This is a genomic window from Trichloromonas sp. (genome assembly GCF_034006665.1).
Taxonomy (GTDB): domain Bacteria; phylum Desulfobacterota; class Desulfuromonadia; order Desulfuromonadales; family Trichloromonadaceae; genus Trichloromonas.
Map to the genome: position 1 here is coordinate 31,556 of NZ_JAVESI010000023.1, position 24,855 is coordinate 56,410.

29 protein-coding genes are annotated in these 24,855 nt (G+C 62.0%); 20 read left to right on the top strand and 9 right to left on the bottom strand.

Features of this window, described 5'->3' with window-relative positions; genetic code table 11:
- Positions 1-29 precede the first annotated feature (29 nt).
- Together sfsA and serB are read right to left on the bottom strand one after the other, a co-directional pair.
- A complete protein-coding gene (gene sfsA / locus RBR25_RS10145; protein WP_432819431.1) occupies positions 30-728 on the bottom strand; it encodes a DNA/RNA nuclease SfsA in 699 nt (232 codons plus the stop codon).
- Positions 725-1,921, bottom strand: a complete 1,197-nt coding sequence (gene serB / locus RBR25_RS10150) for a phosphoserine phosphatase SerB (RefSeq protein ID WP_432819432.1) — start codon at positions 1,919-1,921, stop codon at positions 725-727. The genes sfsA and serB overlap by 4 nt, the downstream gene beginning before the upstream one ends.
- Before the next feature lie 156 nt (positions 1,922-2,077).
- On the opposite strand from serB, the gene RBR25_RS10155 reads away from it, so the two are divergent.
- Together RBR25_RS10155 and RBR25_RS10160 are read left to right on the top strand one after the other, a co-directional pair.
- Positions 2,078-2,407 (top strand): pyrimidine/purine nucleoside phosphorylase, encoded by a 330-nt coding sequence (locus RBR25_RS10155; RefSeq protein ID WP_432819433.1) that lies wholly within the window; start codon positions 2,078-2,080, stop codon positions 2,405-2,407.
- Positions 2,408-2,428: 21 nt separating this feature from the next.
- Positions 2,429-3,253 (top strand): CvfB family protein, encoded by an 825-nt coding sequence (locus RBR25_RS10160; RefSeq protein WP_432819434.1) that lies wholly within the window; start codon positions 2,429-2,431, stop codon positions 3,251-3,253.
- An 81-nt stretch (positions 3,254-3,334) separates the two neighbouring features.
- Here the strand turns inward: RBR25_RS10160 and RBR25_RS10165 are convergent, their stop codons facing one another.
- The 3 genes from RBR25_RS10165 to RBR25_RS10175 form a co-directional block, all read right to left on the bottom strand.
- Positions 3,335-3,682, bottom strand: a complete 348-nt coding sequence (locus tag RBR25_RS10165) for a cytochrome c3 family protein (protein WP_432819435.1) — start codon at positions 3,680-3,682, stop codon at positions 3,335-3,337.
- Between the two features lie 115 nt (positions 3,683-3,797).
- On the bottom strand, positions 3,798-5,444 hold the full coding sequence (pgi, locus tag RBR25_RS10170; RefSeq protein WP_432819436.1) for a glucose-6-phosphate isomerase: 1,647 nt from the start codon (positions 5,442-5,444) through the stop codon (positions 3,798-3,800).
- Positions 5,441-5,620 carry an SAP domain-containing protein gene (locus RBR25_RS10175; RefSeq protein WP_432819437.1) on the bottom strand — a complete coding sequence of 60 codons (180 nt, stop codon included), beginning with the start codon at positions 5,618-5,620 and terminating at the stop codon, positions 5,441-5,443. Before RBR25_RS10175 ends, pgi begins: the two co-directional genes overlap by 4 nt.
- A 276-nt stretch (positions 5,621-5,896) precedes the next feature.
- On the opposite strand from RBR25_RS10175, the gene RBR25_RS10180 reads away from it, so the two are divergent.
- The 6 genes from RBR25_RS10180 to RBR25_RS10205 all read left to right on the top strand — a co-directional run bounded on the left by RBR25_RS10180 (position 5,897) and on the right by RBR25_RS10205 (position 11,257).
- The gene (locus RBR25_RS10180; protein ID WP_432819438.1) at positions 5,897-6,166 is read left to right on the top strand and encodes a FeoA family protein; all 270 of its coding nucleotides are present in this window, start codon (positions 5,897-5,899) and stop codon (positions 6,164-6,166) included.
- Positions 6,163-6,390 (top strand): FeoA family protein, encoded by a 228-nt coding sequence (locus RBR25_RS10185; protein WP_432819439.1) that lies wholly within the window; start codon positions 6,163-6,165, stop codon positions 6,388-6,390. Before RBR25_RS10180 ends, RBR25_RS10185 begins: the two co-directional genes overlap by 4 nt.
- Entirely contained in the window at positions 6,387-8,597 is a 2,211-nt protein-coding gene (gene feoB, locus RBR25_RS10190) for a ferrous iron transport protein B (RefSeq protein ID WP_432819440.1), read from the top strand. The genes RBR25_RS10185 and feoB overlap by 4 nt, the downstream gene beginning before the upstream one ends.
- A gap of 177 nt (positions 8,598-8,774) precedes the next feature.
- Positions 8,775-9,497: a DUF3793 family protein gene (locus RBR25_RS10195; protein ID WP_432819441.1), complete on the top strand. Its 723-nt coding sequence runs from the start codon at positions 8,775-8,777 to the stop codon at positions 9,495-9,497.
- Between the two features lie 267 nt (positions 9,498-9,764).
- Positions 9,765-10,073 carry a DUF2325 domain-containing protein gene (locus tag RBR25_RS10200; RefSeq protein WP_432819442.1) on the top strand — a complete coding sequence of 103 codons (309 nt, stop codon included), beginning with the start codon at positions 9,765-9,767 and terminating at the stop codon, positions 10,071-10,073.
- A 53-nt stretch (positions 10,074-10,126) separates the two neighbouring features.
- Positions 10,127-11,257, top strand: coding sequence for an LbtU family siderophore porin (locus RBR25_RS10205; protein ID WP_432819443.1), 1,131 nt, complete (start codon positions 10,127-10,129; stop codon positions 11,255-11,257).
- A gap of 64 nt (positions 11,258-11,321) precedes the next feature.
- On the opposite strand, the gene RBR25_RS10210 is transcribed toward RBR25_RS10205, so the two are convergent.
- On the bottom strand, positions 11,322-11,525 hold the full coding sequence (locus tag RBR25_RS10210; RefSeq protein ID WP_432819444.1) for a GSU3473 family protein: 204 nt from the start codon (positions 11,523-11,525) through the stop codon (positions 11,322-11,324).
- Between the two features lie 163 nt (positions 11,526-11,688).
- Here RBR25_RS10210 and corA point away from each other — a divergent pair, with 163 nt between their 5' ends.
- A complete protein-coding gene (corA, locus tag RBR25_RS10215) occupies positions 11,689-12,756 on the top strand; it encodes a magnesium/cobalt transporter CorA (protein ID WP_432819445.1) in 1,068 nt (355 codons plus the stop codon).
- Positions 12,757-12,807: 51 nt separating this feature from the next.
- On the opposite strand, the gene RBR25_RS10220 is transcribed toward corA, so the two are convergent.
- Positions 12,808-14,328 carry a SpoIIE family protein phosphatase gene (locus RBR25_RS10220; protein ID WP_432819446.1) on the bottom strand — a complete coding sequence of 507 codons (1,521 nt, stop codon included), beginning with the start codon at positions 14,326-14,328 and terminating at the stop codon, positions 12,808-12,810.
- 216 nt (positions 14,329-14,544) lie between these two features.
- Between RBR25_RS10220 and RBR25_RS10225 the strand changes: the two genes are divergently transcribed.
- Positions 14,545-15,183 (top strand): cytochrome b/b6 domain-containing protein, encoded by a 639-nt coding sequence (locus RBR25_RS10225; RefSeq protein WP_432819447.1) that lies wholly within the window; start codon positions 14,545-14,547, stop codon positions 15,181-15,183.
- A 42-nt stretch (positions 15,184-15,225) separates the two neighbouring features.
- Positions 15,226-15,858, top strand: coding sequence for a cytochrome b/b6 domain-containing protein (locus RBR25_RS10230; protein WP_432819448.1), 633 nt, complete (start codon positions 15,226-15,228; stop codon positions 15,856-15,858).
- Here the strand turns inward: RBR25_RS10230 and RBR25_RS10235 are convergent.
- Complete coding sequence (locus tag RBR25_RS10235; protein WP_432819449.1) at positions 15,855-16,859, bottom strand: glycosyltransferase; 1,005 nt, start codon at positions 16,857-16,859, stop codon at positions 15,855-15,857. The genes RBR25_RS10230 and RBR25_RS10235 overlap by 4 nt on opposite strands.
- Positions 16,847-17,677, bottom strand: a complete 831-nt coding sequence (locus RBR25_RS10240; protein WP_432819450.1) for a carbohydrate deacetylase — start codon at positions 17,675-17,677, stop codon at positions 16,847-16,849. The genes RBR25_RS10235 and RBR25_RS10240 overlap by 13 nt, the downstream gene beginning before the upstream one ends.
- A gap of 183 nt (positions 17,678-17,860) precedes the next feature.
- Between RBR25_RS10240 and atpD the strand changes: the two genes are divergently transcribed.
- The 9 genes from atpD to RBR25_RS10285 all read left to right on the top strand — a co-directional run bounded on the left by atpD (position 17,861) and on the right by RBR25_RS10285 (position 24,742).
- Positions 17,861-19,252 carry a F0F1 ATP synthase subunit beta gene (gene atpD, locus RBR25_RS10245; RefSeq protein WP_432819451.1) on the top strand — a complete coding sequence of 464 codons (1,392 nt, stop codon included), beginning with the start codon at positions 17,861-17,863 and terminating at the stop codon, positions 19,250-19,252.
- Positions 19,249-19,632 carry a F0F1 ATP synthase subunit epsilon gene (locus RBR25_RS10250; RefSeq protein ID WP_432819452.1) on the top strand — a complete coding sequence of 128 codons (384 nt, stop codon included), beginning with the start codon at positions 19,249-19,251 and terminating at the stop codon, positions 19,630-19,632. The genes atpD and RBR25_RS10250 overlap by 4 nt, the downstream gene beginning before the upstream one ends.
- On the top strand, positions 19,629-19,988 hold the full coding sequence (locus RBR25_RS10255) for an AtpZ/AtpI family protein (RefSeq protein WP_432819453.1): 360 nt from the start codon (positions 19,629-19,631) through the stop codon (positions 19,986-19,988). Before RBR25_RS10250 ends, RBR25_RS10255 begins: the two co-directional genes overlap by 4 nt.
- A complete protein-coding gene (locus RBR25_RS10260) occupies positions 19,978-20,271 on the top strand; it encodes an N-ATPase subunit AtpR (protein ID WP_432819454.1) in 294 nt (97 codons plus the stop codon). The genes RBR25_RS10255 and RBR25_RS10260 overlap by 11 nt, the downstream gene beginning before the upstream one ends.
- On the top strand, positions 20,268-20,966 hold the full coding sequence (locus RBR25_RS10265; protein ID WP_432819455.1) for a F0F1 ATP synthase subunit A: 699 nt from the start codon (positions 20,268-20,270) through the stop codon (positions 20,964-20,966). The genes RBR25_RS10260 and RBR25_RS10265 overlap by 4 nt, the downstream gene beginning before the upstream one ends.
- 265 nt (positions 20,967-21,231) lie before the next feature.
- Complete coding sequence (locus RBR25_RS10270) at positions 21,232-21,513, top strand: F0F1 ATP synthase subunit C (protein WP_432819456.1); 282 nt, start codon at positions 21,232-21,234, stop codon at positions 21,511-21,513.
- Positions 21,514-22,332 carry a hypothetical protein gene (locus RBR25_RS10275; protein ID WP_432819457.1) on the top strand — a complete coding sequence of 273 codons (819 nt, stop codon included), beginning with the start codon at positions 21,514-21,516 and terminating at the stop codon, positions 22,330-22,332. It begins immediately after the preceding gene.
- Positions 22,308-23,858: an alternate F1F0 ATPase, F1 subunit alpha gene (locus RBR25_RS10280; RefSeq protein WP_432819458.1), complete on the top strand. Its 1,551-nt coding sequence runs from the start codon at positions 22,308-22,310 to the stop codon at positions 23,856-23,858. The genes RBR25_RS10275 and RBR25_RS10280 overlap by 25 nt, the downstream gene beginning before the upstream one ends.
- Positions 23,858-24,742, top strand: a complete 885-nt coding sequence (locus RBR25_RS10285) for a F0F1 ATP synthase subunit gamma (RefSeq protein ID WP_432819459.1) — start codon at positions 23,858-23,860, stop codon at positions 24,740-24,742. Before RBR25_RS10280 ends, RBR25_RS10285 begins: the two co-directional genes overlap by 1 nt.
- The last annotated feature ends 113 nt before the right edge of the window (positions 24,743-24,855 follow it).

Genomic DNA, 24,855 nt, shown 5'->3' on the forward strand with positions numbered 1-24,855 from the left:
AAACCTCGATCCTTTATCCTTTTTCCTCCTTACAGGAATATCGGTATCCGCGCCCCGACCCGGGTTTCCGTGGGAGTCACGATACTTTTGTAGGCCAGGGCCTCGACCCCGGCGGCGGTGACTTGGCGAAGCAGACGGCCATAGTCGGGATCAATGGCGTCGGCGGGGGCAAGGAAGGCCGCTTCGCCGCGTTGGACGAGAAAAAAGATCACCGCCCGATAACCTTCCTGCCGGGCGCGCAGCAGTTCCCGCAGGTGTTTTTGGCCGCGCGTGGTGACGGCGTCGGGGAAACAGGCGACTTGCGGAGCACAGCAGAGGGTGACGTTTTTGGCCTCGACCAGCACCTGCTCCCCAGGCTTTTCCAGCCGAAAGTCGATGCGGCTGTCGTGGTAGCGGAATTCGGGCCGGATCTCGTACCCGACCAGTTCCTCGATCCAGCCCTGGCGCAAGCCCTCTTCCACCACCCGGTTGGTGCGGTGGGTGTGGGTATGGGTATCGACCCAGTGCCCCGCGACCTCGATCAGTTCCAGGGTATAGCGCAGCTTGCGCGCCGGGTTGTCGGCGGTGGAAATCAGCACCCGATGCCCGGGCACGGCGCACTGCTTCATGCTGCCGGTATTGGGGGTGTGGGCGGTGACAACGGTGCCGTCGGCCAGCTCGACATCGGTGAAAAAGCGCTGGTAACGGCGCAGCAGCCGCCCTTCGCGAAGCGGTGCGGGGAGCCTCACCCGGCGATCTCCGCCATTTCCCGCTCGGAAAGCCCGAGCAGGTAGAGGATGGAATCGAGGTTCTGCTGATTGATGTGAAAATCGGCCTGCTCTCGCACCCGCGCCTTGGCGTTGAAGGCGATCCCCAGTCCGGCGCGCCCCAGCATCGGCAGATCATTGGCGCCGTCGCCGATGGCGATGGTCTGGTCGAGGGTGATCCCTTCCTTCCCAGCGATCTCTTCGAGCAGTTGCGCCTTGCGGGCACCGTCGACGATGGTCCCGGCGACCTCGCCGGTGACGATGCCGTCGACGATTTCCAGGCCGTTGGCGTAGGCGTAGTCGAGGCCAAGGTCGGCCTTGAGCCGGTCGGTGAAAAACTGGAAGCCGCCGGAGATGACGGCGGTCTTGAAACCGAGACGCTTGAGGATGGTAACCAGATTGCGGGCGCCGGGAGTCAGGGGGATGTTGCGGTAGACCTGCTCCAGCGCTTCAGCCTTGAGGCCCTTGAGCAGCGCGACCCGCTCGCGCAGGGCGCCCGGGAAATCGAGTTCGCCGTTCATGGCCCGCTCGGTGATTTCCGCCACCTGCTCGCCGACCCCGGCAACCCGGGCGAGTTCGTCGATAACCTCGATCTGGATCAGGGTCGAATCCATATCCAGCACCACCAGGCGCTTGGCCCGGCGATAGAGGCTCTCCTTCTGCACGGCGATATCGACTCCGACACTCGCCCCGGTGTGAAGCAGCTTGCGGGTCATGGCCTTGACGTCGAGTTCCGGCGTCGTGGTAATGAGAAACTCAACGCAGCGCAGCTGCCCCTGGGTGAGCTTGGAGATGCGTTCGATGTTGACCGCGTGCTCGGCGAGAATACGCGAAACCCGGGCCAGAGCCAGGGCGTTCACCTCGCCGCCGAGGATGGTTACGACATAGGCGTTGCGGGTCGTCTTGCGCCGGTATTCCGCCTCGGTGAGCACTTGGAAGTCGAGATCGAGCCCGAGTTCCTTGGCCAGGAAGAGCAGTTCCTTGACCAGCGGTTTCTGGTCGCTTTCGCCGGTGGGAAAATCGATCAGCACCGACAGCGAGAGCAGGGTGTGGGTGACGCTCTGTTCGATATCGCGGATACGGGCACCGGCGTCGGCGATATGGCCGGTAACGGCAGCAATGATGCCGGTGCGGTCCGGGCCGGTCAGGGTCAGAAGAACCATTTTGTTGTCCATGGGCAATGCCTCTCGCAACGGGAAAGTGAGGGGCATTCTACCTGCAACGCCCTGACCCCGCAAGTTCCGATACCATCGGCAAATATTTCTTGCAGGGGCGGTTTCGGCATGCTACACAGCCGGGCGGAACGATCCCATCCCCATCAGGAGTCCAACATGAGCTACCACGCCCCCGAAGCGTTCTCCCAGGTCACCGCCGCCTGCAAAGCCAACATCTATTTCGACGGCAAGGTGGTCAGCCACACCCTGACCCTGGCCGACGACAGCCGCAAAACCCTCGGATTGATCTACCCCGGAACCTATAAATTCACCACCAGCGTCCCCGAAAAGATGGAGATCATCGCCGGCGCCTGCCGCGTGCGCATTGCCGGCCAAGGAGACTGGATCAGCTTTCCCGCCGGCACCTGGTTCGATGTCCCGGGCAATTCCTTCTTCGAGATCGAAGTGACCGACGGCATCGCCGAATACGTCTGTTCCTTCCGCTGACCCTTTCGGGAAAGGTCTGCCATGCCGGAAATCGGCCGCTTCAACACCCTGGAAATCACTGCCCTCGACGCCGAGGGCGCCCATTTCCGCACCTCCGCCGGGGAGATCCTCCTCCTCGCTCGCGAAGTCCCCGCTGCTGCGCGGATCGGCGAGCGCCTGCGGGTCTTCGTCTACCATGACGGCGCCCGCCTGCTCGCCACGGTGCGCGCGCCTCTGGCCCAGGTCGGCGAATTCGCCCTGCTCAAGGTGACGCAAGTCACTCCGGTTGGAGCCTTTCTCGACTGGGGTTTGCCCAAGGAGCTGCTCGTCCCCTTCTCCGAGCAGCCCCGGCGCATGCAGGCCGGGCGCAAATATCTGGTCAAGATCTGCCTGGACAATCGCGGCCGCATCGTCGCCACCGCCCGTCTCGACCAGTGCCTTGAATCGGGGGCCGGCGACCTCAAAGACGGCGACGAGGTTGGATTGATGATCCGGGAATTTACCGATCTCGGCGCCAAGGTTATCATCAACGAACGCTACGACGGCCTGCTCTATCGCGATGAGCTGCGCGCCGGTCTGCACCGGGGCACGCGTCTGCGGGGTTTCGTCAAGCACCTGCGGGAGGATGGGAAGATCGACGTCACCCTGAGGCGGGTGGGCGTCGAAGGGATCACCGAAGCGCGAGAGCGGATTCTGGCGGAACTTGCGCGCTACGGGGAACTCCCTCTGCATGACGACAGCCCGCCGGAACTGATCCGTGAGCGCCTGGGGATGAGCAAGAAGACCTTCAAGCGCGCGGTCGGCGGCCTTTACAAAGAGGGGCTGATCGAACCTCCGGCGAAAAGCATCCGGCTCCGCCGCCCATGAAAATCCCGATGTTCCCACGAAAAAAGCCACAGCGGGGAAATCGCGCCGTGGCTTTTTTCGTGAGCGTGTTCGACCACCGGATCAGGTTCCCGGCTTGTGACAGAACTCACACGAGTTGTCAATGTGTTTGTATTTGTGACAGCCCTTGCAAAGAAGATGATAGGCGTCCTGACTGTTCGGCACCTTCGGATCCTTGCCGTCGTGGCAGTTGGAACACTTGCCGTCCTCGGTCCCGGTATGGTGGCAGAGAAGGCAGGTCACTCCGGCTTCCTTATGAAGCTTCGGTGAAAACTTCACCGACCCCAGTTTCCCCCGACCAGGAAAGATCACAGTTTCCGGGCAGCTCTCCCACCCTTCAGCCATTAACGGGGGAACCGTCAGCAGCAGTACCGAAACGATCCCCGCGAACAAAACCAGCCATCTCTTCATAACTTACCCCCGGAATTGATTAGACAGGCTAAATCTTTTTCATTTCGGCATATTAGCTTGTCTCGCCAAGGCAAGTCAAGGTACCGGGGGAAAATCCCGGTGGACGGGGATGGGATCAGCCTTCCGTCATCGTCCGACAGTATTCGATCAGGCCCCGGGTCGAACCGTCATGACCGCTCGGCGCCTTCTCTCCTTCCAGTTCGGGAAGGATGGCCTTCGCCAGCTGCTTGCCGAGTTCCACCCCCCACTGATCGAAGGAATTGACGTTCCAGACCACCCCCTGCACGAAAATCTTGTGCTCGTAGAGAGCGATCAGCGCCCCCAGGGTGCGCGGGGTCAGGCGCCGATAGAGCAGAGAATTGGTTGGCCGGTTGCCGGGAAAGATCTTGTGCGGCAGCAGTTTTTCGACCTCGGTCGGGACCAGGCCTGCGGCCTCGAGCTCGGCGCGGGCTTCGGCTTCGTTCTTCCCTTTCATCAGCGCTTCGGTCTGGGCCAGGAAGTTGGAGAGAAGAATGGCCTGATGCCGCCCGAGGGGGTTGAGGCTGTTGACCCCGGCGATGAAATCGCAGGGGATAAGCCGGGTGCCCTGGTGGATCAGCTGATAGAAGGCGTGCTGGCCGTTGGTTCCCGGCTCCCCCCAGATGATCGGCCCGGTGGCGTAGTCGACCACCTCGCCGTCGAGGGTCACGCGCTTGCCGTTGCTCTCCATGTCTCCCTGTTGCAGATAGGCGGGAAAACGGGAGAGATACTGCTCATAAGGCAGTACCGCGTGCGATTCGGCGCCGAAAAAGTTGACGTACCAGACGCCGAGCAGAGCCATGATAACCGGAATATTCTCCTCCAGGGGCGCCCGGCGAAAGTGCTCATCCACGGCATGGGCGCCATCGAGCAGTTCCTCGAAATGGTCCATGCCCACCGCCAGGGCGATGGAGAGGCCGATGGCCGACCACAGGGAATAACGCCCGCCGACCCAGTCCCAGAATTCGAACATGTTGTCGGGATCGATGCCAAAGGCGCGCACCGCCTCGCCGTTGGTGGAAAGGGCCACAAAATGGCGGCCGACGGCGGCCTCGTCCCCCAACTTAGCGACCAGCCAATCACGGGCCGACCAGGCATTGGTCAGAGTTTCCTGAGTGGTAAAGGTCTTCGAAGCGACGATGAAGAGGGTGCCGGCCGGATCAAGAGCCTTGAGGGTTTCCGCCAGGTGGGTGGCGTCGACATTGGAGACGAAATGGACCTTCAGATCGGGCCGGGCATAGTGCCTGAGCGCTTCGCAGACCATGAGCGGACCGAGATCGGAACCGCCGATGCCGATATTGACCACGTCGGTTATCGGCTTGCCGGTGAAGCCGCGCCAAGTCCCGGAGCGTACCGCCTCACTGAACGAGCGCATCTTCTCCAGCACCGCGCGAACCTTGGGCATGACATCGGCGCCGTCCACCGGCATCGGCCGGTTGTCGCGATGGCGCAAGGCAACGTGGAGCACCGCGCGATCCTCGGTCACATTGATCCGCCGACCGCCGAACATCGCCTCGATACGCGCCCCCAGACCAACCTGCCGGGCAAGATCAAAAAGCAGAGGGAGTGTCTTTTCGGTGATCCGATTTTTCGAATAATCAAAGAGGAAATCGTCCCAGCGCAGGGAAAAACGCTCAAAACGCCCGGGATCGGCGGCGAAAAGCTCGCGCATCGACAGCCCGGCAACTTCACGGTAATGGTCCTGTAACGCCTGCCAGGCGGGCAGCTCGGCGAGACGGCTCATTTGCAATCCTCCCGCCACAGACAGCCGGGTTCGCCGCAATGTTCGACCTGCCCGGTACCAAAACACTGGGGATTGCTTTCCGCCGCCTGGATCGCCCGGATCAGTTCGGCCTTTTTCAGCTTGCCGGGCTTCACCCCGCGAGCCTTGGCGACTTCCTTGATCTGCTCCATGTTCATGAGAATACCTCCCGGTTGATGGTTGTGAACAGATGGTTAACATAGCACCCGCCCGCCCTTTTGCAACCACAAACCCCCGACGTTTCCGCCCTCCTGAACACGAGTTCTGCCCGCGCCCCGACAACTTTTCAGAGAAGCACTTATGCCCCCAAACTGCGCTCAATGAGTTTTTTGAAAAGGATTATATTTTCCGGTTGACATCGGGGGGTGTTCCCCCGTATAAAGTGAAAACAGTTTTCAATATCAACAAAAGAATTCAGTCAAGGAGTTGACATCATGATGCCTCTCGCCCTTTTAAGCCCTGGAGAGTCCGCAGAAATCCTGAGCGTGAACATCCATCTGGAAAAGCGCTCCTGCTGCTGCGGCCAATGTGATGGGAGACACCATCACCGGGGACAGCGCACCGAGGAGATGGGATTGCGCGCCGGGAAAGTGGTGGAGATGCTCCATAACGGCGCCGGGCCTCTGCTGTTGCGCGTCGATGATGCGCGCATCGCTCTCAGCCGCGGCATGGCCATGAAAATTTTCGTCAGGAGAATCCAATGAATCTCGCCAAACTCAAACCCGGTCAGTCGGCCAGAATCACCGCCATCGGCAACCTCGGACCCATTCGTCGGCGGCTCATGGACATGGGCGTCATCGTCGGCGAAACGGTCAAGGTGGTAAAGGTCGCTCCGCTGGGAGACCCCATCGAAGTGACGGTGAAAAGCTATCAACTCTCCCTGCGCAAGCAGGAAGCCGAGGCGATCACCGTGGAGGTGCAGGCATGAGTAACCAGGAGACAACAAAAAAGAAACCAGCGACCGCCGCGCAGGCCATCACCGTGGCCGTGGCCGGCAACCCCAACGCCGGGAAATCGACCCTGATCAACGCCATCGCCGGCAGCCGTCTGCACGTCGGCAACTGGCCGGGCGTGACGGTGGAGAAGAAAGAGGCGCAGTTCGAATTCGAAGGGCGTACCATCCGTCTCGTCGACCTGCCGGGCACTTATTCCCTCTCCCCTTACACCCAGGAAGAGATCATCGCTCGCGACTATCTGTTGCGGCAGAAACCGGATCTGATCATCAATGTGGTCGATGCCACCAACCTGGAGCGCAACCTCTACCTGACGATCCAGCTGCTTGAGCTGGAAATTCCCACGGTAATGGCCCTCAACATGTTCGACGAGGCCGAAGCCAAGGGGTTCCGAATCGACGTGCAGGGGATCGCCGAAATGCTCGGCATCCGCGTCATCCCCACCGTCGCCGTCAAGCAGCGCGGCCTGAAGGAACTGCTCGCCGCGGTACTGGAGACCGCCGAGCACCGCCCAGAGAGTCAACCGCGCCAGCTCAGCTACGGCGAGGATATTGATGCGGCCATCGCCCACATCGGCGAAGCTCTGGCAGGGAAACACCCCGACTTGGCCACGCGCTATCCCCTGCGCTGGCTCGCCTGCAAACTTCTGGAAGAAGACGCCGAGGTGACCCAGGAAATCAATCTCGGCCCCGATGCCGTCGCCGGCGAAACCCTCGAACATCTGCGCCGGGCTCACGACGAGGATATGGAAGCATTGTTCGCCGACGCCCGCTACGGCCTGGCCAACGGCCTGACCCGCGAAGTGCTGCGGCGACCGGAAATCCGCAAGGAGGAACTGACCGAGAAGATCGACCGCATCGTGCTCAACCGCTTTCTCGGTATCCCCATCTTCCTGGCCGCCATGTGGCTGATGTTCAAGCTCACCTTCGACCTCTCCGCCCCTTTCGGCGACTGGCTTGACGGCGTCGTTGCCGGCCCCTTCATGCGCTGGACGGCGGCTGGACTGGGCGCCATCGGCGCACCGGACTGGACGGTGTCGCTGGCGGTGGACGGGGTGATGGCCGGGGTCGGCTTCGTTCTGGTCTTCGTGCCGGTGATCTTCTCAATGATGTTCTTCATCACCTTCCTCGAAGGAAGCGGCTACATGGCCCGAGCGGCCTTCGTCATGGACCGGGCGATGCACGCCATCGGCCTGCACGGCAAGTCCTTCATCCCCATGCTCCTCGGCTTCGGCTGCAACGTTCCCGGCATTTACGCCACCCGCACCCTGGAGAATCCCCGGGACAAGGCGCTGACCGCCCTGCTGATCCCGCTCATGTCCTGCGGCGCCCGGTTGCCGGTCTACGTCCTCTTCGCCGGGATCTTCTTCGGCGCGGCCGCCGGCACGGTGATCTGGTCCCTGTACCTGCTCGGCATCGCCCTGGCGATTGTCATGGGGCTGATCTTCAAACGTACCCTGTTCAAGGGCGAGACGCCGATGTTCATCATGGAACTCCCCCCCTACCGGATGCCCTCCTTCACCAGTCTGTGCCTGCACACCTGGGAGAAAGGCAAGCATTTTCTGATCAAGGCCGGCACCTACATCCTCGCCGTTTCGATCTTCGTCTGGTTTGCCCTCAATCTCCCCTGGGGGGTGGAAAGCAAGCGTGACTCCTACCTCGGAAAAGCCGGCGCCACCATCGCTCCGATCTTCGAACCTCTCGGCTTCGGTACCTGGGAAGCAGCCTCGTCATTGCTGACCGGCGTCATCGCCAAGGAAATCGTGGTCGGCACCATGGGCGAGATTTACGTCCCCGGCGGTCAGGAAGAGAGCGCGGAAGAAACCGTACCGACCTTGGGCGAAGATCTGCGTGAGATTGTCGTCTCCTTCGGCGGCGCCGTCCGCGACGCTGCGAGCAACGTCGTTTCGACTTTCGGCGTCACCAGCCTGGCGGCCGAGGACGAGGAGGGAGAATCCTCCCTCAAAGAAGCGGTACGCGGCTCGTTCACCCCCCTGTCGGCCTACGCCTTCATGGCCTTCGTCCTGCTTTACATGCCCTGCGTGGTGGTCGGTATCGCCATGCGCCAGGAGTTCGGCACCTGGAAATGGTTCGGCATCGCCTTCGCCTACCAGACGGCGCTGTCTTGGAGCACAGCAATGATCATTTATCAAGGCGGCCTGCTCCTTGGCCTGGGGGGTTGACATGGGCTGGACGGATATTTTGTGGATGACGGCGATCCTGAGCGGTGCGACCTGGCTTTTATACCGCTCAGTAACCAAGAAGACGGGGCGCTGCCCTGGCTGCAATTCCTCGCCGGAGCGCTGAGCACCCGGCGACATAAAAAAGATCGGCAGATTTTTCCCTAGGAGACGAAACCCATGCATCATCACCGTGACGACCGGCACCGACGCCCGCTCTGGCATGAGCTCGCCGAGCGTTTTGCCGATGAACGGCACTGCCTCGCAGCCTTCCTTGCCTTGGAGAACGCCGAGGTACTCGAGGAATCCAAACCGGCCAATTTGCTTAACGTACCCAACCACCGTCGCCCCTGCGGCCGCAATCTTTACCAGCTCTGGAAGCGTCACGGCGCTGCCCTGGTGGAGCAAAGCCCCCTGGCCGTGCGCGAACTGGTCGATCGGGGCGACTCGCTGCTGCTGTTCTTCTATCACCCCCAAACCCTGTCGGCCCTGCTGGCCAAAGCAAACGTGGCCGGATTCCTGCGCCAGGTCGGTTATCCCCGACCCCTGGCCGTAGACTGCGCTCTGGATGAACTGGGCTCGCGCTTCACAGCCAGGAAGTGTCCGCACGAAGTCGGCGTCTTTCTCGGCTACCCCCTCAAGGACGTTGCCGGATTCATGGGCTGGGTGGATCTCCCCATGACCATCCAGGGCCCTTGGAAAATCTACGGCAACCCCGGACAAAGCCTCGCCCTGGCCGACGATTTTTTGATCTGCCGCCGGCGCATGGCCCAACGGCTTAGCGGCGGCGGTGCTGCCGCCATCGCCTGCCTGCGCGCCGACATTTCCGTGGAACCACCCAGGCGGGCGGGAAGGACCGACGTCCAAGGCGACATGGACGAAAGTCTCCTCGCATCGGCATGAAAAGAGCACCAAGACATGTGCCGCTTTCGCAAAACGCGTCTCGTGGGCTGGCTAAGCCAAAAGCGCCAAATACAAAGCGCCCCATTGGCGAACAATGAGACGCACTTACGTACGTCGAAACAGCCAAACCCTTGCATCAAACGCCGCAGTTACTGAGCTTTTTTCGACGCCAGCAGATTTGCAACCTGAGAACAGAAACCGACACATGTAAGGGTTTTTTTAACGGCCATTATTGAAATTGATTTTCACAATCATACAGGGTCGCTCATGTGTATCGCTGTGATCGGCGGCATGGACCGCCTGCACTCCCATTACCACCAGGAAGCTCGCCACCACGGCATCAAACTGCGCATTTTCGGCCAGGCCGAGGTGAATCTCGGCACCAAGCTGAAAAACGTCGATGCCCTGCTGATTTTCACCAACAAGGTCTCGCATCGGGCCAAAAACGAAGCGTTGCTCGCCGTGAAAGAGCGCGCCATCCCGGTATTCATGGAACATTCCTGCGGCGTCTGCACGCTGCGGGGATGTCTCAAGTGTCTCAGTAAAGAGATCACGGGCTTACCCCCCACACCATAGCTGAACAGGTCAACAATATTTATCATTAAAAACAACAAAGGAGAACTCTGCCAATGAAGATCCACCTTCTTTTGCTCACCTGCCTGCTGTTGCTCACCGGCATCGTACCGGCCCTGGCCGACACTCCCGATGCACGTGGCGAGATCGAAAACCTCAAGCGCCGCATCGCCGCGCTCGAAGGGCGCGAAACCGAAAAGGATGCCCCCTTTACCCTGGAAACCTTCGGCAAGTACCTGCGGCTGCACGGACTGCTGGAGCTCGAAGCCTTCACCGAACAGATGGAAGGCGGCGATGAGACCAGCGACCTGACCCTCGCCACCGCGCAAGTGGAGTTGGAAGTCGAGGTCAACGAGAATATCGGCGGCAATGTGGTCTTTCTCTACGAGGAAGCCGAAGGTGAGGACGACACGGTGGAGATCGACGAAGCCATCATCCACCTGACCCATTCCGTCGATGCCCTCGGCGGCGAAATCGGCATCTACGGCGGCAAGATGTACGTCCCCTTCGGCATGTTCAACAGCCATTTCATCTCCGACCCTCTGACCTTGGAACTGGGGGAAACCAACGACACCGCCCTCTATCTCGATTACCAATGGGGTGATTGGGTGGAATTCAAAACCGGTTTCTTCAACGGTGAAGTCGACACCGCCGACGACAACAACAGCATCGATTCCTTTGTCGCCGCCGTCGAGGTCACCCCCGCCGAGGGCCTGAGCTTCGGCCTCTCCTACATCAGCGACCTGGCCGAGAGCGACGGTGAGTTGGTGAGCGGCGACCTGTCCGGCGACAGCTACCGCTCCAGCGTCGCCGGGGGTGCGGCCTACCTTTCCGCGAGTTACGGCCCATTCACCTTCGAGGCGGAATATCTCGCTGCCCTAGAAGATTTCGACCGGGAACTGGTCGATGCCAACCTCGCCCTTGACGAACCGAGCGGCCTGACCGGCCGTCGCCCCCAAACCTGGAACCTGGAGTTGGCCCTGACCCCGGCCGAAGGCTGGGAAGTGGCGGTAAAGGCCGAGCAGGCCAGAGATTTCATGGACGACGTAAGACGCCACGGGATCGTTGTCGCTCACGGCATCTTCCGCAACACCTCGCTGGCCTTAGAGTACCTGCACAGCGACGGCGAGGGGGAAGATAACGACCCGACCCACACCACCACCGCGCAACTCGCCTTCGAGTTCTAAACCCACAAAAAAAGCCGGGGTTGACGCCCCGGCTTTTTTTGCGTTTGAATCGTGAAATCGCCAACTACTGCCCCTGTCCCCGGGGGCGCCGTCGCCGCTCCGGCCCCTGATAGGCCGGCGAATAGTGAGCACGCACCGGGTCCCCCGCCGCATCGACCCAGCCCGAGGAGCGACGAAAATGGGTAATCTCCCCGGAAGAAATCAATCGCCCCAGCAAATCGGCGGGAATCCTGCGAAAACTGCCATCCTCAAAACGCACCAGAATCATCCTCAACCTCCCAAAGGATTTTTTCGATCTTCTGAATATTATCCGAAGGGCCCGCCGCCTTCAAGAAGGGAGACGAATTTCTTCAGCTGATGGACCGTTTCGACAAGAAGCGCTATGCTTTCCGAAACTTCCGGATTAACGACGGACAACGGGGAGAGGTTCCATGCGCAGAAAAGTCATCCGTACCCATGACAAAAAGATCGGCGCTTCGCCGGGCACCCTGGTTCACGTCGGGGAGCGCAAGGTCGAAACGGTAAAGATTTCCGTCTTTGAATATAACGCCGAACATCTGACGGAAAAGATCCCGCGCCGTATCGAGGAGTGCGCTGTCCGCGTCAAGGAGCCGAGGGTCTTCTGGGTCGATATCGCCGGCATCCACCAGGTAGACATTCTGGAAAAGTGCGGCGCGATCTTCGGCCTGCATCCGCTGGTGCTGGAAGATATTCTCAACACCGGCCACCGCCCCAAGTTCGAGGAACACGACGACTTTCTCTTCCTGGTCCTGAAGATGCTCTCCCTACCTGAACAGGGGACAGAGATCCGCGGAGAACAGATCAGCCTGATTGTCGGACCTGATTACCTTCTGACCTTTCAGGAGCGGGAAGAGGATCTTTTCGACGGCGTGCGCGAGCGTCTGCGCGGCAATCGGGGGAAAATCCGCAAGCACGGCGCCGACTACCTGGCCTACGCTCTCATCGACGCCGTCGTCGACGGCCATTTCGTTATTCTGGAAAAGATCGGCGACGAAATCGAACGGCTTGAAGACGAACTCCTCGCCGCGCCATCCCCGGAGACCCTTCAGCAAATCCACAATCTCAAACGCGAGATGATCCTGCTGCGCAAATCGGTCTGGCCCCTGCGTGAACTCATCGGCGACCTGCAACGCTGCGAATCCCCCCTCATCGCCGCGGATACCGGCATCTTCCTGCGCGATGTTTATGACCACACCATCCAGATCATCGATACGGTGGAAACTTTCCGCGACATGCTCGCAGGGATGCTCGACCTGTATCTGTCGAGCGTCAGCAACCACATGAACGAAATTATGAAGGTACTGACCGTCATCGCCACCATCTTCATCCCTCTGACCTTCTTGGCCGGCGTCTACGGCATGAACTTCGACTACCTGCCCGAGTTGCGCTGGCGCTGGGGCTATGCCGCCTTCTGGGGATTGAGTATTGTCTGCGCACTGGGGATGGTGAGGTTTTTCCAGAGGAAGAAGTGGCTGTGAGAGCGCAACTTTCTCATCTCCAGCACAAAACCGCTCCTTCTGATCCCTCCCTCACAGCGCCTTGATCACCATCAGGGTCATATCGTCGTCCTGGCCCAAGGGCGCGTGGAAGGCCCGGACCTTGTCGAGAACCGCTCCGTAAATGGCGGCGGCGGGCTTGTCGGCCCAACTGGCAAGCACCTGGCGCAGGCGCTGAAGGCCGAACATCTCGCCGGCGCCGTTGCGTGCCTCCCAGAGGCCGTCGGTGCCGATCAGCAGCAGATCCCCCGCCGCCAAACAACAGGGGCCGAAGGGAGGATAGGGGCAATCGGCCAGAATCCCTAGCGGCGGGCCGCAGGTCGGCAGCTCTTCGATCATCCCCAATTCCTTGCAATAGAGCAGAACCGGGCCGTGGGCGGCGGAAGTCCAGCAAAAGGAGCGCTCCTCGGGGTTGAGCCAGGCGAAGAAGAGGGTCATGAAGCGGTCGTCCTCGAAATGGCGGACAAGGTGATTGTTCAGCGCGCGGAAAAGCCCGTCGAGATCTTCACCGAAACGCTCGACCCCGGCCCAGATCCCCCCCTTGGCCATGGCCATGAGCAGGGCGGCGGCGATGCCGTGCCCGCTCACATCCCCGACCAGGCAGCCCAGCCGCTCCCCGGCGGTTCCCGAAAAGGGAATGAAATCGTAGTAGTCGCCGCCGGTAGCCTCGCAGTAGCGACTCCCCGCCGCCACGTCGAAACCGGGAATCTGTGGCGGCCGCCGGGGCAGAAGGTGTTTCTGGATGTCGCTGGCCATGCGCAACGCCTGGTCGAGCTCCCGCCCCCGTTGCAACTCGCTGACATCGCGGATGATGCCGACCTGCATGGACCGCCCTTGCCAAGAGAAGACGCTCAGCGAACGCTCGGCGGGAAAGACCGAACCGTCCCGGCGACGGTGATATTCCAGCGGCAGCCGCAGCACCGTCCCGTTCTCCGCTCTTTTGCCCGGAGCCGGAGAGCACGTTTCGGGCAGGATCAGATCGTCGAGATTGAGACGGGAAAAGGCTTCCGGGGGATAGTCGTAGAGGCGCATGGCGGCATCGTTGAAATCGACGATCCGGCCGCTTTCGGCGTCGCTGACGACGATAGCGTCGGTTTCGGCGGCGAAGAGCAGGCGGTACTTCTGCTCCGCCTCGCGCAGCGATTCTTCATAACGAATGCGCCGAGTCTCGTCCCGGGCGATGATCGAGGTGCCGAGAATCCGCCCCAGCCCGTCGACAATCGGCGACAGGGTGAGGGCCACGGAAATAACCCGGCCATCCTTGCGCAGATGCAGGGTCTCGAAGTGGCGGATACGTTCGCCGCGATGAATCCGCTCAAGCAACCCCCGGACCTCGTCGCCCCGTTCGGGAACGGCCAAAAGCGCCAGGGGTTGCCCAACGATCTCCGATGCTGCGTAGCCGTAGACCTGTTCCGCCCCCTGGTTCCAGCTGAGGATGCGGCCGTCGAGAGTGGTGCCGACAATAGCATCGTCCGAGGATTCGACAATGGCGGCCAGAAAGGAACGCAGGGCGTCCTGGGCGGAAAGGACAATAGGGAGCGGGGTTTTATCCATGGGCACCCTGGGGGGCTTGTGGAAAAAAGGCCGAGAATGGACAACGAAGAAATGATGGGGGTTAAGCCCCTGGAAAAGTATAACCGGAATCCGGGAAAATCCGCCTGCGGGCACAAAGAAACCATGGCGCCCCTTGCCGAGCGACTCTTTCCATGTAAGCTTGATTCAAGAGTTCCGCAAGCGTTCGACTTCTCAAATGTTCAGGAGGTAACGGCAATGACAACAACGCGCAAAATCTATCTGAATCCGACCCCGGTACGCATTTGGCATTGGCTCCATGCTTTGGGAATCGTAACCCTGATCCTGAGCGGACTACAGATCCGCTTCCCCGAGTATGTCAACCTCTTCGGAACGTACAAATCGGCGATCCGCCTGCACAATACCGCCGGCATTACGGTTGCCCTTTCCTTCGTTCTCTGGTTCGGCTACTATGCCCTGATCGCCGGCTCCCTGGCCAAGCTCTACATCCCCGGCAAGAACGACATCCAGCGCGGCCTCTGGCTGCAGGCGGTCTACTACTTCTTCAACTTCTTCCGCGGCCGCCCCAACCCCCATCACGCCACCCCGGAAAACAAATTTAACGCCTTGCAAAAATCGGCCTACATGGTCATCATGCTGATGCTCGTCCCCCTGGTGGTTATCACCGGGCTGACGCTGCTCTATATCGCCCCGGCCTGGAGCCTGGTGAACATGGTCGGCGGCCTGAAGGTTCTGGTCCATCTGCACTTTCTCTGCGCCTGCGCCCTCACCGCCTTCGTCTTCACCCATGTCTACCTGGCCACCCTGGGGGTCACTCCCTGGGCGCATTTCAAACCGATGTGGGACGGGTGGGAAGAAATCGAGGAGAAACACTAACCGCGTAACCCACCGGCTCCGGGCCGGTCCAAGGATCGCCCCATGGCCGTCGCCAGAAAAGACTACATACACCCCTTCTTTTTACGCCTTTGGCATGGTTTCCATGGCATCTGCGTGCTGGTTCTCGTCGTAACCGGCGCGCAGTTGCGTTTTCCTGGGCAGGTTCACATCCTGCCCAGTTTCCGGATCACCATCGAAGTCCACAATACCGCCGGGCTGCTCGTCACTTTCAGTTTCTTCATCTGGTTCTTCTATCACGCCATCCTCGCCGGCAGCCTCGGCACCCTTTACCTGCCGCGCAAGGGGGAACTGAGCAGCAAACTGCGTGCCCAGTGGCGCTACTATTTCGGCGGCTATTTCCGCGGCGAGCCCGATCCGCATCAGCCAACGTCGGACAACAAGTTCAACCCTATCGAAAAACCCCTGTACCTGCTGGTCATGCTCGGCCTCTTCCCAGCGCAGATGGTCACCGGCATGGCCCTGAAATCCCTCTCCCCCCCCTGGAAGATCATCGACCTGTTCGGCAGTATTAAGGCACTCATCGCCATCCACTGGATCGTCGGCTGCGCGATTCTGTCCTTTCTCCTCCTGCACATCTACCTCTCGACCCTCGGCGTCACTTTCTGGTCCCGTTTCCGTACCATGCTGCACGGCTGGACCGAGGAAAAGCGCTAGACCTTCCCCGCCGCCAGTTGACATAACGACAAAAGCTCAGCCGCCTCCCGCTCAGGCCGGTACTCTTCCGTACCGAAGCGGGAAAGCGCAGCCCGCAGGGTGCCGTCATCGAGCAAGCGTGAGGCACACGCGAGAAACTCCGCCCCATCCCCGTAAAGGAGCCCATTGATTCCCGGCCTGACCACTGCCGCGTTGCCGGGAATATCGCGGGCCAGAATCGGCCGGCCGACGACCGTCGCTTCGAGCAGCGCATTGGGCAGCCCCTCGGCAACGGAGTTGTTGAGGATGACGTCCGTTTCCGCCAGGGCGGCGGGCATGGCTTCGACGGGGATGATGCCGAGGTATCGGGCCCAGGGATACAATTTCAGGGCGGCATAGAAGCGACGGGCATAGTCCGCATCCAGTTCCGGGCCGCAGAAGGCGACCAGGAAATCCCGCCGCGCCCGGGCCAGGGGCGCGAAGAGATCGAGCAATTCCAGCACTCCCTTGACCGGTCGCAGGCTCGCCGGGCAGAAGAAGAGAAAGGTCTCCGGAGGGAGGCCATGAATCCTCCGCAAGGCGTAGGGCGCCGCGCCCAGATCAATGCCGGGGGGCAGATAGCGCAGGCGGGATCCGAGATGCGGATAATCGCGGCGCAGCGCCGCGCAGGTCAGGGGATTCTGGATCATCACAACGGCGGCTTCGCGGAAGGCCCGCAGAATCCAGGGACGCTGCTCGGCATCGTCCAGACCTTGATGGACATCGGTGCCGGTCAGCAGCACGAGAAAAGGCAGCTTGGCCCCCGCCTCGAACCAGGGGCGGCCGGTACGATAGGCGTGGAGCAGAATCGCCAGATCGGGGCAAAAAGCGGCGACTTCGGCGGCCACGTCGGCCGGATCCGGAGCAACCTCCGCAATCCTGGCACCATGCCCGAAAGCCTCCAGCCCCCGCTGAAAACGGCGCGCGGTCACGTAGTTGCCGGTGGCCCGGTCCTGCTGAGGGGAAAGAATCAGAATGCGCATGCGCAGGCTCCAAAGGTGGTCAGAAAAATATTCTTTTCGCGAATCAGCTGACTCATGCACGGATTGGTGAGGGCCAGGGTTTCCCGCAACCGCTCCGGTCCGGAAAATGGCCGGCCCAAGTCACAATAACCTGGATGCACCATCAGCTCCCAAACTCCGTCCGGCATCTCTTCCAAAAGTGCCGACAGAGCCTGCTTGTCGAGCCGGTCGAGGAGGGTCATGCCCCACAGACCTTGCGGTGCGAAGAGAGCGGAGGCGTCGATTTGCGCCGAAGCGGCCGGGGCCAGGCGCCGGTAGAGAACCAGTTCGTCCCCCAAGGGCGGGGGCGGGTCGCGCCGGGGGTCTTCCGCCGGTAACGGCCGCCGCAGGGCATTGATTCCCTCGGCGCGGGCGAGGTCGGTAACCAGCCCGGTAGCGGCGGGGAAGAGGATGAAATGCTGGTGGCTGTCGAGATGATCGGGGACGATTCCCGCCTGGCGCACCCGGTCGAGCTGGGCCGCCAGTTCCCGCCGCGCTCCAGCGGCGTCGAAATCCCCCCCGGCGAGAATCCGCCGCAGATCCGCCTTGCCGGGAAATTCCCCGGCGGCATCGGTCAAGCCGGCGATGACGCCGGTCAACGCCCGCCCCTCGGAGAGGTTGAGATGAACCCCCAGCGGCATCCCCAGGCGGACGGCCTCGCATGCCGCCTCGGCAAAATGCGGGCCGTTGGCCAAGAGCGAAACGCTGGTCACGATCCCCTGCTCGAAACAGCGGAAAATTCCCCGGTCCCGCTCCGGCCCGCTCCCCAGATCATCGGCATTGACAATCAGCTGAATCACTTTCTCATCCTCCACGGCAAGCACTCGACCGAAACAAATTAACCCGCCAGGCGCTCTCGCGGCAATCCCAAAGTCGCCCAGCGCCTTCCGCCGTCCGGCTGGACCTTTTCCAGAGAGACGCTATGATTATAGGGTAATGGTTTTCTCCTCCTTGACCAGCCGCCACGAAGAGAGCCCCCCCTTATGGCCGATGTAAACCACAGCTCGGGAACCGTCGTCGCCGTGCGCGGCTCGGTGGTGGATGTTCGCTTCGAGGGTGAACTCCCCCGGGTGGACACCCTGATCCACGCCGGCGACAACGGCGAGATCGTCATTGAGGTCGCTCTCCACCTAGACGCCCGGCAGGTGCGCGGCGTCGCCCTCACCCCAACCCAGGGGCTGGCCCGGGGCACATCCGTCACGAATCGCGGCGAGCCCCTGCGGGTGCCCGTCGGCCCGGAGATTCTCGGCCGCGCCTTCAACGTTTTCGGCGAGCCCATCGACCGGGGCACGCCCCTGCCCGACGGGGAGCGGCGCAGCGTCCACCGTAAGCCGGTGCCCCTGGCCGAGCGCTCGACCCGCGAAGAAATCTTCACCACCGGCATCAAGGCCATCGACGTGCTTGCCCCGTTGGAACGGGGGGGCAAGGCCGGTTTCTTCGGCGGCGCCGGGGTCGGCAAAACGGTGCTTATCACCGAACTGATTCACAACATGGCCGGCGAACACGAGGGGGTTTCCGTCTTCTGCGGCATCGGCGAACGCTGCCGCGAAGGGGAGGAACTTTATCGCGAAATGCGCGACGCCGGGGTGCTGAAAAATACGGTCATGGTCTTCGGCCAGATGAACGAGCCGCCGGGAGCACGCTTCCGCGCCGGGTTCTCCGCCCTGACCATGGCCGAATATTTCCGCGAGGATCGCGGGCAGGATGTGCTGCTTCTGATCGACAACATCTTCCGCTACATCCAGGCGGGGATGGAGATCTCCGGACTGCTCGGCCTGCTCCCGTCGCGCCTCGGCTACCAGCCGACCCTGGCCACCGAACTGGCGGCTTTACAAGAGCGCATCATCAACACCCGACGCGGCGCTATCACCTCGATCCAGGCGGTTTACGTCCCCGCTGACGATTTCACCGACCCCGCCGCCGTTCATACTTTCTCGCACCTCTCCGCCTCCATTGTTCTCTCGCGCAAACGGGCCGGCGAAGGGCTCTATCCGGCCGTCGATCCCCTGGAATCGGGCTCGAAGATGCTCAGTCCCGAGGTGGTCGGCGAACGCCACTACCGCATCGCCAAGGAGATCCGTCACACCCTGGCCACCTACGAAGAACTCAAGGACATCATCGCCATGCTCGGCATCGAGGAACTCTCCCGCGAGGACCGCCGGACGGTCTTTCGGGCGCGCCGCCTGGAACGTTTTCTCACCCAGCCTTTCTTCACCACCGAGCAGTTTACCGGCATGACCGGCCGGGCCGTTCCCTTGGAAGCGGCCCTGGACGGCTGCGAACGGATTCTCGCCGACGAGTTCAGCGATCTGCCGGAAAAGGCCTTGTACATGATCGGCACCATCGACGAAGTCAAACGCGAGGGCAAGGGATGAGGCTGCGGGTTCTGGTTCCCGACGAGGTGGTGCTGGATGCGGAGGTCGTCTCCCTGGTGGCCGAAGGGGAAGACGGACATTTCGGCATCAAGCCTCGGCATATCGACTTCGTCTCGGCGCTGCCGCCGGGACTGCTCTTTTTCACCCGCAAGGACGCAGCCGAAGGGGAATATCTGGCGGTAGACCGGGGGATTCTGGTCAAACAGGCCGAAGCGGTCACCGTCACAACCCGCCGCGCCGTCGGCGGGGTTTCCCTGGAAGAACTGCTGACGGCGATCCATGAGCGTTTTGTCGAACTGGATGACCGGGAACGGGCGGTGCGTTCGGCGGTGGCCCGCCTTGAAGCGGGCTTTCTCCGTCGGGTGATGGATCTCAAATGACCGAAAAGCCGCGCACGCCGGATAAAACACCCGCCCCTGATCGGGACTTTCAGCGGCGACTGGCCGCCAAACAACGCCGCCGCCTGCACAGCCAGCGGCAGGGGGAGCGAACGGCCTGGTTCGGGCTGGGGATGTTCGGTCTGGTCGGCTGGTCAGTCGCCATTCCCACGGTGCTTTGCATCGCCCTCGGCCTCTGGCTCGACCGCACCGTCACCGGTCGCTACTCTTGGACGCTGCTGCTGCTCGGCGTCGGCATCACCCTCGGCTGCCTGAACGCCTGGTACTGGGTCGGTAATGAGCGTCGGGCGATCGAGCGGGAGCGTCACGATCCAGAGGGGAAGGACGATGCCCTTTGATCCGATTCTCATGGCCTGTGCCTTTGCCGTCGGCGCCGCTGTCGGCGGCCTCTACTTCGGCGGCCTCTGGCTCACCGTGCGCCGCCTGGCGACCGCCCGGCAGCCGAAAAAGCTGCTGGTGATCAGTTATGGCTTGCGTCTGTCGCTCTTATTGGCGACCTTCTATCCCCTGGCCCGGCACGGGCTGACCGCCGTCGCCGCCGCCATGGTCGGCCTGCTCTTTTCCCGTCACCTGTGGCTGGCAAGCAAGGGGCGCAACCGCTCCGCTCCCCGGGAGGTATGATGCACATCAGCCCCGACCACATCCTACTCTGGCAAGGACCGGGCATCGCCCTGAACGCCACCTTGACCTTTACCTGGCTGAACATGCTGCTTCTGGCGATCGGGGCGGCGGTCATCACCGCCCGCCTGACGACCAGAGACACCCGCTCCCGGGGGCAGAATCTGCTCGAAACCCTAGTCACCCAGGTTCTCGGAGAACTGGAGGCGCTGGGGCTTACGCCGGCCAAGGAATTTCTTCCCTTCATCGGCACCCTCTTTCTCTTCGTCTTCACCGCCAATCTGCTTTCGGTCGTCCCCGGCTACCAAGCGCCCACCGGTTCCCTCTCCACCACCACGGCCCTGGCCCTGTGTGTGCTGGTCGCCGTCCCCTGGTGGGGCATCAAACGCCAGGGAGTGCGCAACTATCTCAGGCTCTACCTTGAGCCGACGCCGCTCATGCTTCCCTTCAACATCTTCGGAGAACTGGCGCGGACCCTGGCCCTGGCGGTACGCCTCTTCGGCAATATCATGAGCGGAACAATGATCGCCGCCATCCTGCTCACCGTCGCCCCGCTCCTCTTTCCGGTCATCATGAATCTCCTCGGCCTGATCATTGGCGTCATCCAGGCCTACATCTTCGCCATCCTCGCCGCCGTCTACATCGCCGCCGCCGTGCAGACGCGGGAGGGAGAGGAGCGAGAAACGAGGGATGAGTGAGGTACCAGGTGTGAAGTGAGTAATCCGTTTTTTCCTTCGACACGCGCTCGCGCACGGGGAAGCGCCACGAAGTTCCGCCGAGGTAACCGGCCCGAAAAGGCCTTCAAGTCACTGCCGACCGCGACAGTCATGCCCCACGCAGTGGAGCCGCTTTTTTGCTTACTTTTTTGTCGGCTAACAAAAAAGTAAGTCGCCTGCCGGGGCGAGTCCCGGCGGTTTTAAGGTTATGAAAGATTTTGCCTTTACGCACTTGAAAGGAGCCGATATGGACATTCTCGGATGGATTGCCGTCGCTTCGATTTTCTCCGCCGGCCTGTGCATGGGGATCGGCGCCATCGGCCCGGCCCTCGGCGAAGGCCGCGCCCTGGCCCAGGCCCTGAGCGCCCTGGCCCAGCAACCCGATGAAGCCAACACCATCACCCGCACCCTCTTCGTCGGCATGGCCATGGTCGAATCAACAGGCATCTACTGCTTCGTCGTCACCATGATCCTGCTCTTCGCCAACCCCTTCTGGAACCACTTCATCAAGCTGGCGGCGGAGAAGTAGATGCTCATCGACTGGACCACGGTCGCCTTTCAGCTCTTCAACTTCCTGCTGCTGGTTGTGCTGCTCAAGCGCTTCCTCTATGGCCCGATCACCCGCGCCATGGACCGTCGCGAGGCGGATCTGGCGGAAATTCGCAGCGAGGCTCTGCGTCTGCGCTCCGAAGCGGAAGCAGCCCTGGCCGACTATCTGCATCAACAACAGGAACTGGAGGAAGAGCGCGCCGAGCTGCTGCGCCGGACGAACGAAGAAGCCGAAGCCCGACGCCGGGAACTGCTCGCCCAGGCGCGGACCGAAGCGGAAGCCCAGCGCGATCAGTGGCGCCAGGCTTTGCGCGGCCAACAGCGGGAATTTCTCGCCGAACTGCAACAGCGCTCGGTGACCGGCGTCCTCACGTTGGCCCGTCGCGCTTTGGCCGAGTTGACCGATGAAACGCTGGAAAACGCCTTGGCCCGGGTTCTGCTGACCCGTTTACAGGAGTTGCCGGAGTCCGACCAGGCCCGTTTTCTGGCGATGGCGCGCGGCGGGCGGCTGGTGGCGCGCGGCGGCTTCGCGGCGGACAAAGCCGTACGGCAAAAGCTGGGGCAAACCCTGGGCGACAAGCTCGGCGCAACGGTCGAACTCGCCTGGGAAGAGAACCTTGATGCGACCCTCGACATCGAAATCGTCGGCGACGGCCTGCGCTTGGCCTGGGGAGTTTCCGGTTATCTGGAAGAGGTACGGCAAAGGGTACGGAAGTTGTTCGAGGAAGAGGAGCGCGCAGGAGCACCCAAGAGCGATGCCTTGAGGGAGGAACCATGGACAGAACCCCGGAAAGCCTGACTTCGGTGCTGGATGCGGCCATGGCCGTCCTGGACAAGGCGGTCGCGGAGGGGGAAGCCCGCCTGGCCCCGGAAGAGATCGGCCACATCACCTACACCGGCAAGGGCATCGCCTTAGTCGACGGTCTGCCCGGCGTGTGCAGTGAAGAACTGCTGGTGATGGGGGACGGTATCCTGGGTTTGGCCTTCAATATTGATCCCGAGCAGGTCGGGGTCATCCTCCTGGGAGATTACGCACCCCTCGGCGCCGGTGATCTGGTTCGGCGCAGCGGTGAAGTGCTGGCGGTGCCGGTCGGGGAGGATCTCCTCGGGCGGGTCGTCGATCCCCTCGGGCGTCCCCGCGACAGCCGGGGAGCGCCTGTCTGCCGGGAGCGGCTCCCCGTCGAACGACCGGCGGCGGCGGTCATGGACCGGGCGCCGGTCACCGTCCCCCTGGCCACGGGGATCAAGGTCATCGACGCGTTGATTCCCATCGGCCGCGGCCAGCGGGAACTGATCCTCGGTGACCGCCAGACCGGCAAAAGCGCCATCGCCATCGACACCATCGTCAACCAGCGCGGGAAAGATGTCGTCTGTATCTACTGCGCCATCGGTCAACGCTCGTCGAGCATCGCCCGGGTGATCGAACAGCTGCACCGGCACGGGGCGCTTGATTACACTCTGGTGGTCGTCGCCGAAGGGGACGATCCGCCGGGCCTGCAATATATTGCCCCCTACGCCGCCACCAGCATGGGCGAATACTTCATGGAGCAGGGACGCGACGTATTGGTGGTCTACGACGACCTCACCCAGCATGCCCGCGCCTACCGGGAACTCTCCCTGCTCTTGCGGCGGCCGCCGGGGCGGGAGGCTTTCCCCGGCGACATCTTCTATCTGCACTCGCGCCTGCTCGAACGTTCCACCCATCTGCGCCCCGAGCGCGGGGGCGGTTCCCTTACCGCCCTGCCGATCATCGAAACCGAGGCGCAGAATCTTTCGGCCTACATCCCGACCAATCTCATTTCCATCACCGACGGGCAAATCTACCTGTCGCCCCAACTCTTCCAGAAGGGCCTGCTCCCTCCGGTGGATGTCGGCAAATCGGTCTCGCGGGTCGGCGGCAAGACCCAACTCCCCGCGTACCGGACGGTGGCCGCTGATCTCAAGTTGAGCTACGCCCAGTTCGAAGAACTGGAAATCTTCTCCCGTTTCGGCACCCGTCTGGACGAGGAAACCCGCCGCACCCTGGAACGAGGGCGCAAGGTACGCGGCATCCTCAAGCAGCCCCAGCTTTCCCCCCTAAGCTCCGCCGAACAGGTCATGGTCCTCTACGCCGTCACCCAGGGGCTCTTCGACGCCCTGCCGGAGACCGGGTTGCCCAAAGCCGAAGCCGCCGTCGTCGACGCCCTCGCCGCGCTGCCCGAAATCGTCCGCGCCATCGAGCAAGGAAAACCCTTAACAGAAGCGGATCTCGAAGCCATGCTCGCGGCGGCGCGAAAAACCGTGGCTCCCTTGCTGGACACGGACAAGTCGGTGGATAACGAATAATGGAAACCCTGCAAGACATCCAGCACCGCATCCGGGGGACCGAAGATCTCCATGCCGTAGTGCGTACCATGAAATCCCTGGCGGCGGTGAACATCCGCCAGTATGAAAAAGCCATGCTCTCCCTCGGAGATTACCGGCAATCGGTCGAACTCGGCCTGCGCGGGATGCTGCGCCTGCGCCCGCAGTTGCCGCGCACGCCAGAACCGCGGCGGGCGGTGGTGCTGATCCTCGGTTCCGATCAGGGGATGGCCGGACGCTTCAACGAGGTTCTTCTCGACTTCGCCGAAGAGCTGCTGCGCGAAGAGCCGCAACCCGAAGCGGGATGGGTATTCTGGGCGGCGGGAGCAAAAATGATCGGCGGCGTCGAGGATCGTTTCCGTCCCCCCCGCGAAGCCTTTCCCCTTCCCGCCTCGTCCCACCAGATCACTGCGACGGTCCAGGAAGTGCTGCTGCGCTTCGAGGCCGCCTGCCGCAAGGGGGGAGAAACGCGCCTGCTGCTATTGCACAACGAGCCCAACCCCGGCGCCGGTTACCGCCGATGCCAAGCGATCCTCCACCCCCACGACCGACGCTGGCTGGAAGCCATCGGCGGCCAGACCTGGCCCGGCCGCGCCCTCCCCGCCCACACCCTGCCGGCGGAACGGCTTCTTACCGCGCTGCTGCGAGAACATCTCTTCATCTCCCTCTTCGAGGCCTTCGCCGCCTCCCTCGCCGCCGAAAACGCCGCCCGCCTGGCCGCCATGCAGCAGGCGGAAAAAAAAATCGAGGAAATGACCCTCGATCTCACCGCTCGCTTCAACCACCTGCGCCAGACCCAGATCACCGAAGAGCTCCTCGACGTGATTTCTGGCTTCGAAGCTCTCTCCGCGTATCGAGTAGGGTGAGGCGAGCAGATCAAGCTCGCCTCATCCCTCTCACAGAACCGTACGTACGGGCCTCGTATACGGCTCCTGTCCATTCTTCCCCTCAGTACATCTGAGGCAGGTACCCGGTTTGC

What these genes read in the sequence shown, in the direction of transcription:
- serB (WP_432819432.1), bottom strand. Translation starts at nt 1,921, where the DNA reads ATGGACAACAAAATGGTTCTTCTGACCCTGACCGGCCCGGACCGCACC.
- RBR25_RS10155 (WP_432819433.1), top strand. Translation starts at nt 2,078, where the DNA reads ATGAGCTACCACGCCCCCGAAGCGTTCTCCCAGGTCACCGCCGCCTGC.
- RBR25_RS10160 (WP_432819434.1), top strand. Translation starts at nt 2,429, where the DNA reads ATGCCGGAAATCGGCCGCTTCAACACCCTGGAAATCACTGCCCTCGAC.
- RBR25_RS10165 (WP_432819435.1), bottom strand. Translation starts at nt 3,682, where the DNA reads ATGAAGAGATGGCTGGTTTTGTTCGCGGGGATCGTTTCGGTACTGCTG.
- pgi (WP_432819436.1), bottom strand. Translation starts at nt 5,444, where the DNA reads ATGAGCCGTCTCGCCGAGCTGCCCGCCTGGCAGGCGTTACAGGACCAT.
- RBR25_RS10175 (WP_432819437.1), bottom strand. Translation starts at nt 5,620, where the DNA reads ATGAACATGGAGCAGATCAAGGAAGTCGCCAAGGCTCGCGGGGTGAAG.
- RBR25_RS10180 (WP_432819438.1), top strand. Translation starts at nt 5,897, where the DNA reads ATGATGCCTCTCGCCCTTTTAAGCCCTGGAGAGTCCGCAGAAATCCTG.
- RBR25_RS10185 (WP_432819439.1), top strand. Translation starts at nt 6,163, where the DNA reads ATGAATCTCGCCAAACTCAAACCCGGTCAGTCGGCCAGAATCACCGCC.
- feoB (WP_432819440.1), top strand. Translation starts at nt 6,387, where the DNA reads ATGAGTAACCAGGAGACAACAAAAAAGAAACCAGCGACCGCCGCGCAG.
- RBR25_RS10195 (WP_432819441.1), top strand. Translation starts at nt 8,775, where the DNA reads ATGCATCATCACCGTGACGACCGGCACCGACGCCCGCTCTGGCATGAG.
- RBR25_RS10200 (WP_432819442.1), top strand. Translation starts at nt 9,765, where the DNA reads ATGTGTATCGCTGTGATCGGCGGCATGGACCGCCTGCACTCCCATTAC.
- RBR25_RS10205 (WP_432819443.1), top strand. Translation starts at nt 10,127, where the DNA reads ATGAAGATCCACCTTCTTTTGCTCACCTGCCTGCTGTTGCTCACCGGC.
- RBR25_RS10210 (WP_432819444.1), bottom strand. Translation starts at nt 11,525, where the DNA reads ATGATTCTGGTGCGTTTTGAGGATGGCAGTTTTCGCAGGATTCCCGCC.
- corA (WP_432819445.1), top strand. Translation starts at nt 11,689, where the DNA reads ATGCGCAGAAAAGTCATCCGTACCCATGACAAAAAGATCGGCGCTTCG.
- RBR25_RS10220 (WP_432819446.1), bottom strand. Translation starts at nt 14,328, where the DNA reads ATGGATAAAACCCCGCTCCCTATTGTCCTTTCCGCCCAGGACGCCCTG.
- RBR25_RS10225 (WP_432819447.1), top strand. Translation starts at nt 14,545, where the DNA reads ATGACAACAACGCGCAAAATCTATCTGAATCCGACCCCGGTACGCATT.
- RBR25_RS10230 (WP_432819448.1), top strand. Translation starts at nt 15,226, where the DNA reads ATGGCCGTCGCCAGAAAAGACTACATACACCCCTTCTTTTTACGCCTT.
- RBR25_RS10235 (WP_432819449.1), bottom strand. Translation starts at nt 16,859, where the DNA reads ATGCGCATTCTGATTCTTTCCCCTCAGCAGGACCGGGCCACCGGCAAC.
- atpD (WP_432819451.1), top strand. Translation starts at nt 17,861, where the DNA reads ATGGCCGATGTAAACCACAGCTCGGGAACCGTCGTCGCCGTGCGCGGC.
- RBR25_RS10250 (WP_432819452.1), top strand. Translation starts at nt 19,249, where the DNA reads ATGAGGCTGCGGGTTCTGGTTCCCGACGAGGTGGTGCTGGATGCGGAG.
- RBR25_RS10255 (WP_432819453.1), top strand. Translation starts at nt 19,629, where the DNA reads ATGACCGAAAAGCCGCGCACGCCGGATAAAACACCCGCCCCTGATCGG.
- RBR25_RS10260 (WP_432819454.1), top strand. Translation starts at nt 19,978, where the DNA reads ATGCCCTTTGATCCGATTCTCATGGCCTGTGCCTTTGCCGTCGGCGCC.
- RBR25_RS10265 (WP_432819455.1), top strand. Translation starts at nt 20,268, where the DNA reads ATGATGCACATCAGCCCCGACCACATCCTACTCTGGCAAGGACCGGGC.
- RBR25_RS10270 (WP_432819456.1), top strand. Translation starts at nt 21,232, where the DNA reads ATGGACATTCTCGGATGGATTGCCGTCGCTTCGATTTTCTCCGCCGGC.
- RBR25_RS10275 (WP_432819457.1), top strand. Translation starts at nt 21,514, where the DNA reads ATGCTCATCGACTGGACCACGGTCGCCTTTCAGCTCTTCAACTTCCTG.
- RBR25_RS10280 (WP_432819458.1), top strand. Translation starts at nt 22,308, where the DNA reads ATGGACAGAACCCCGGAAAGCCTGACTTCGGTGCTGGATGCGGCCATG.
- RBR25_RS10285 (WP_432819459.1), top strand. Translation starts at nt 23,858, where the DNA reads ATGGAAACCCTGCAAGACATCCAGCACCGCATCCGGGGGACCGAAGAT.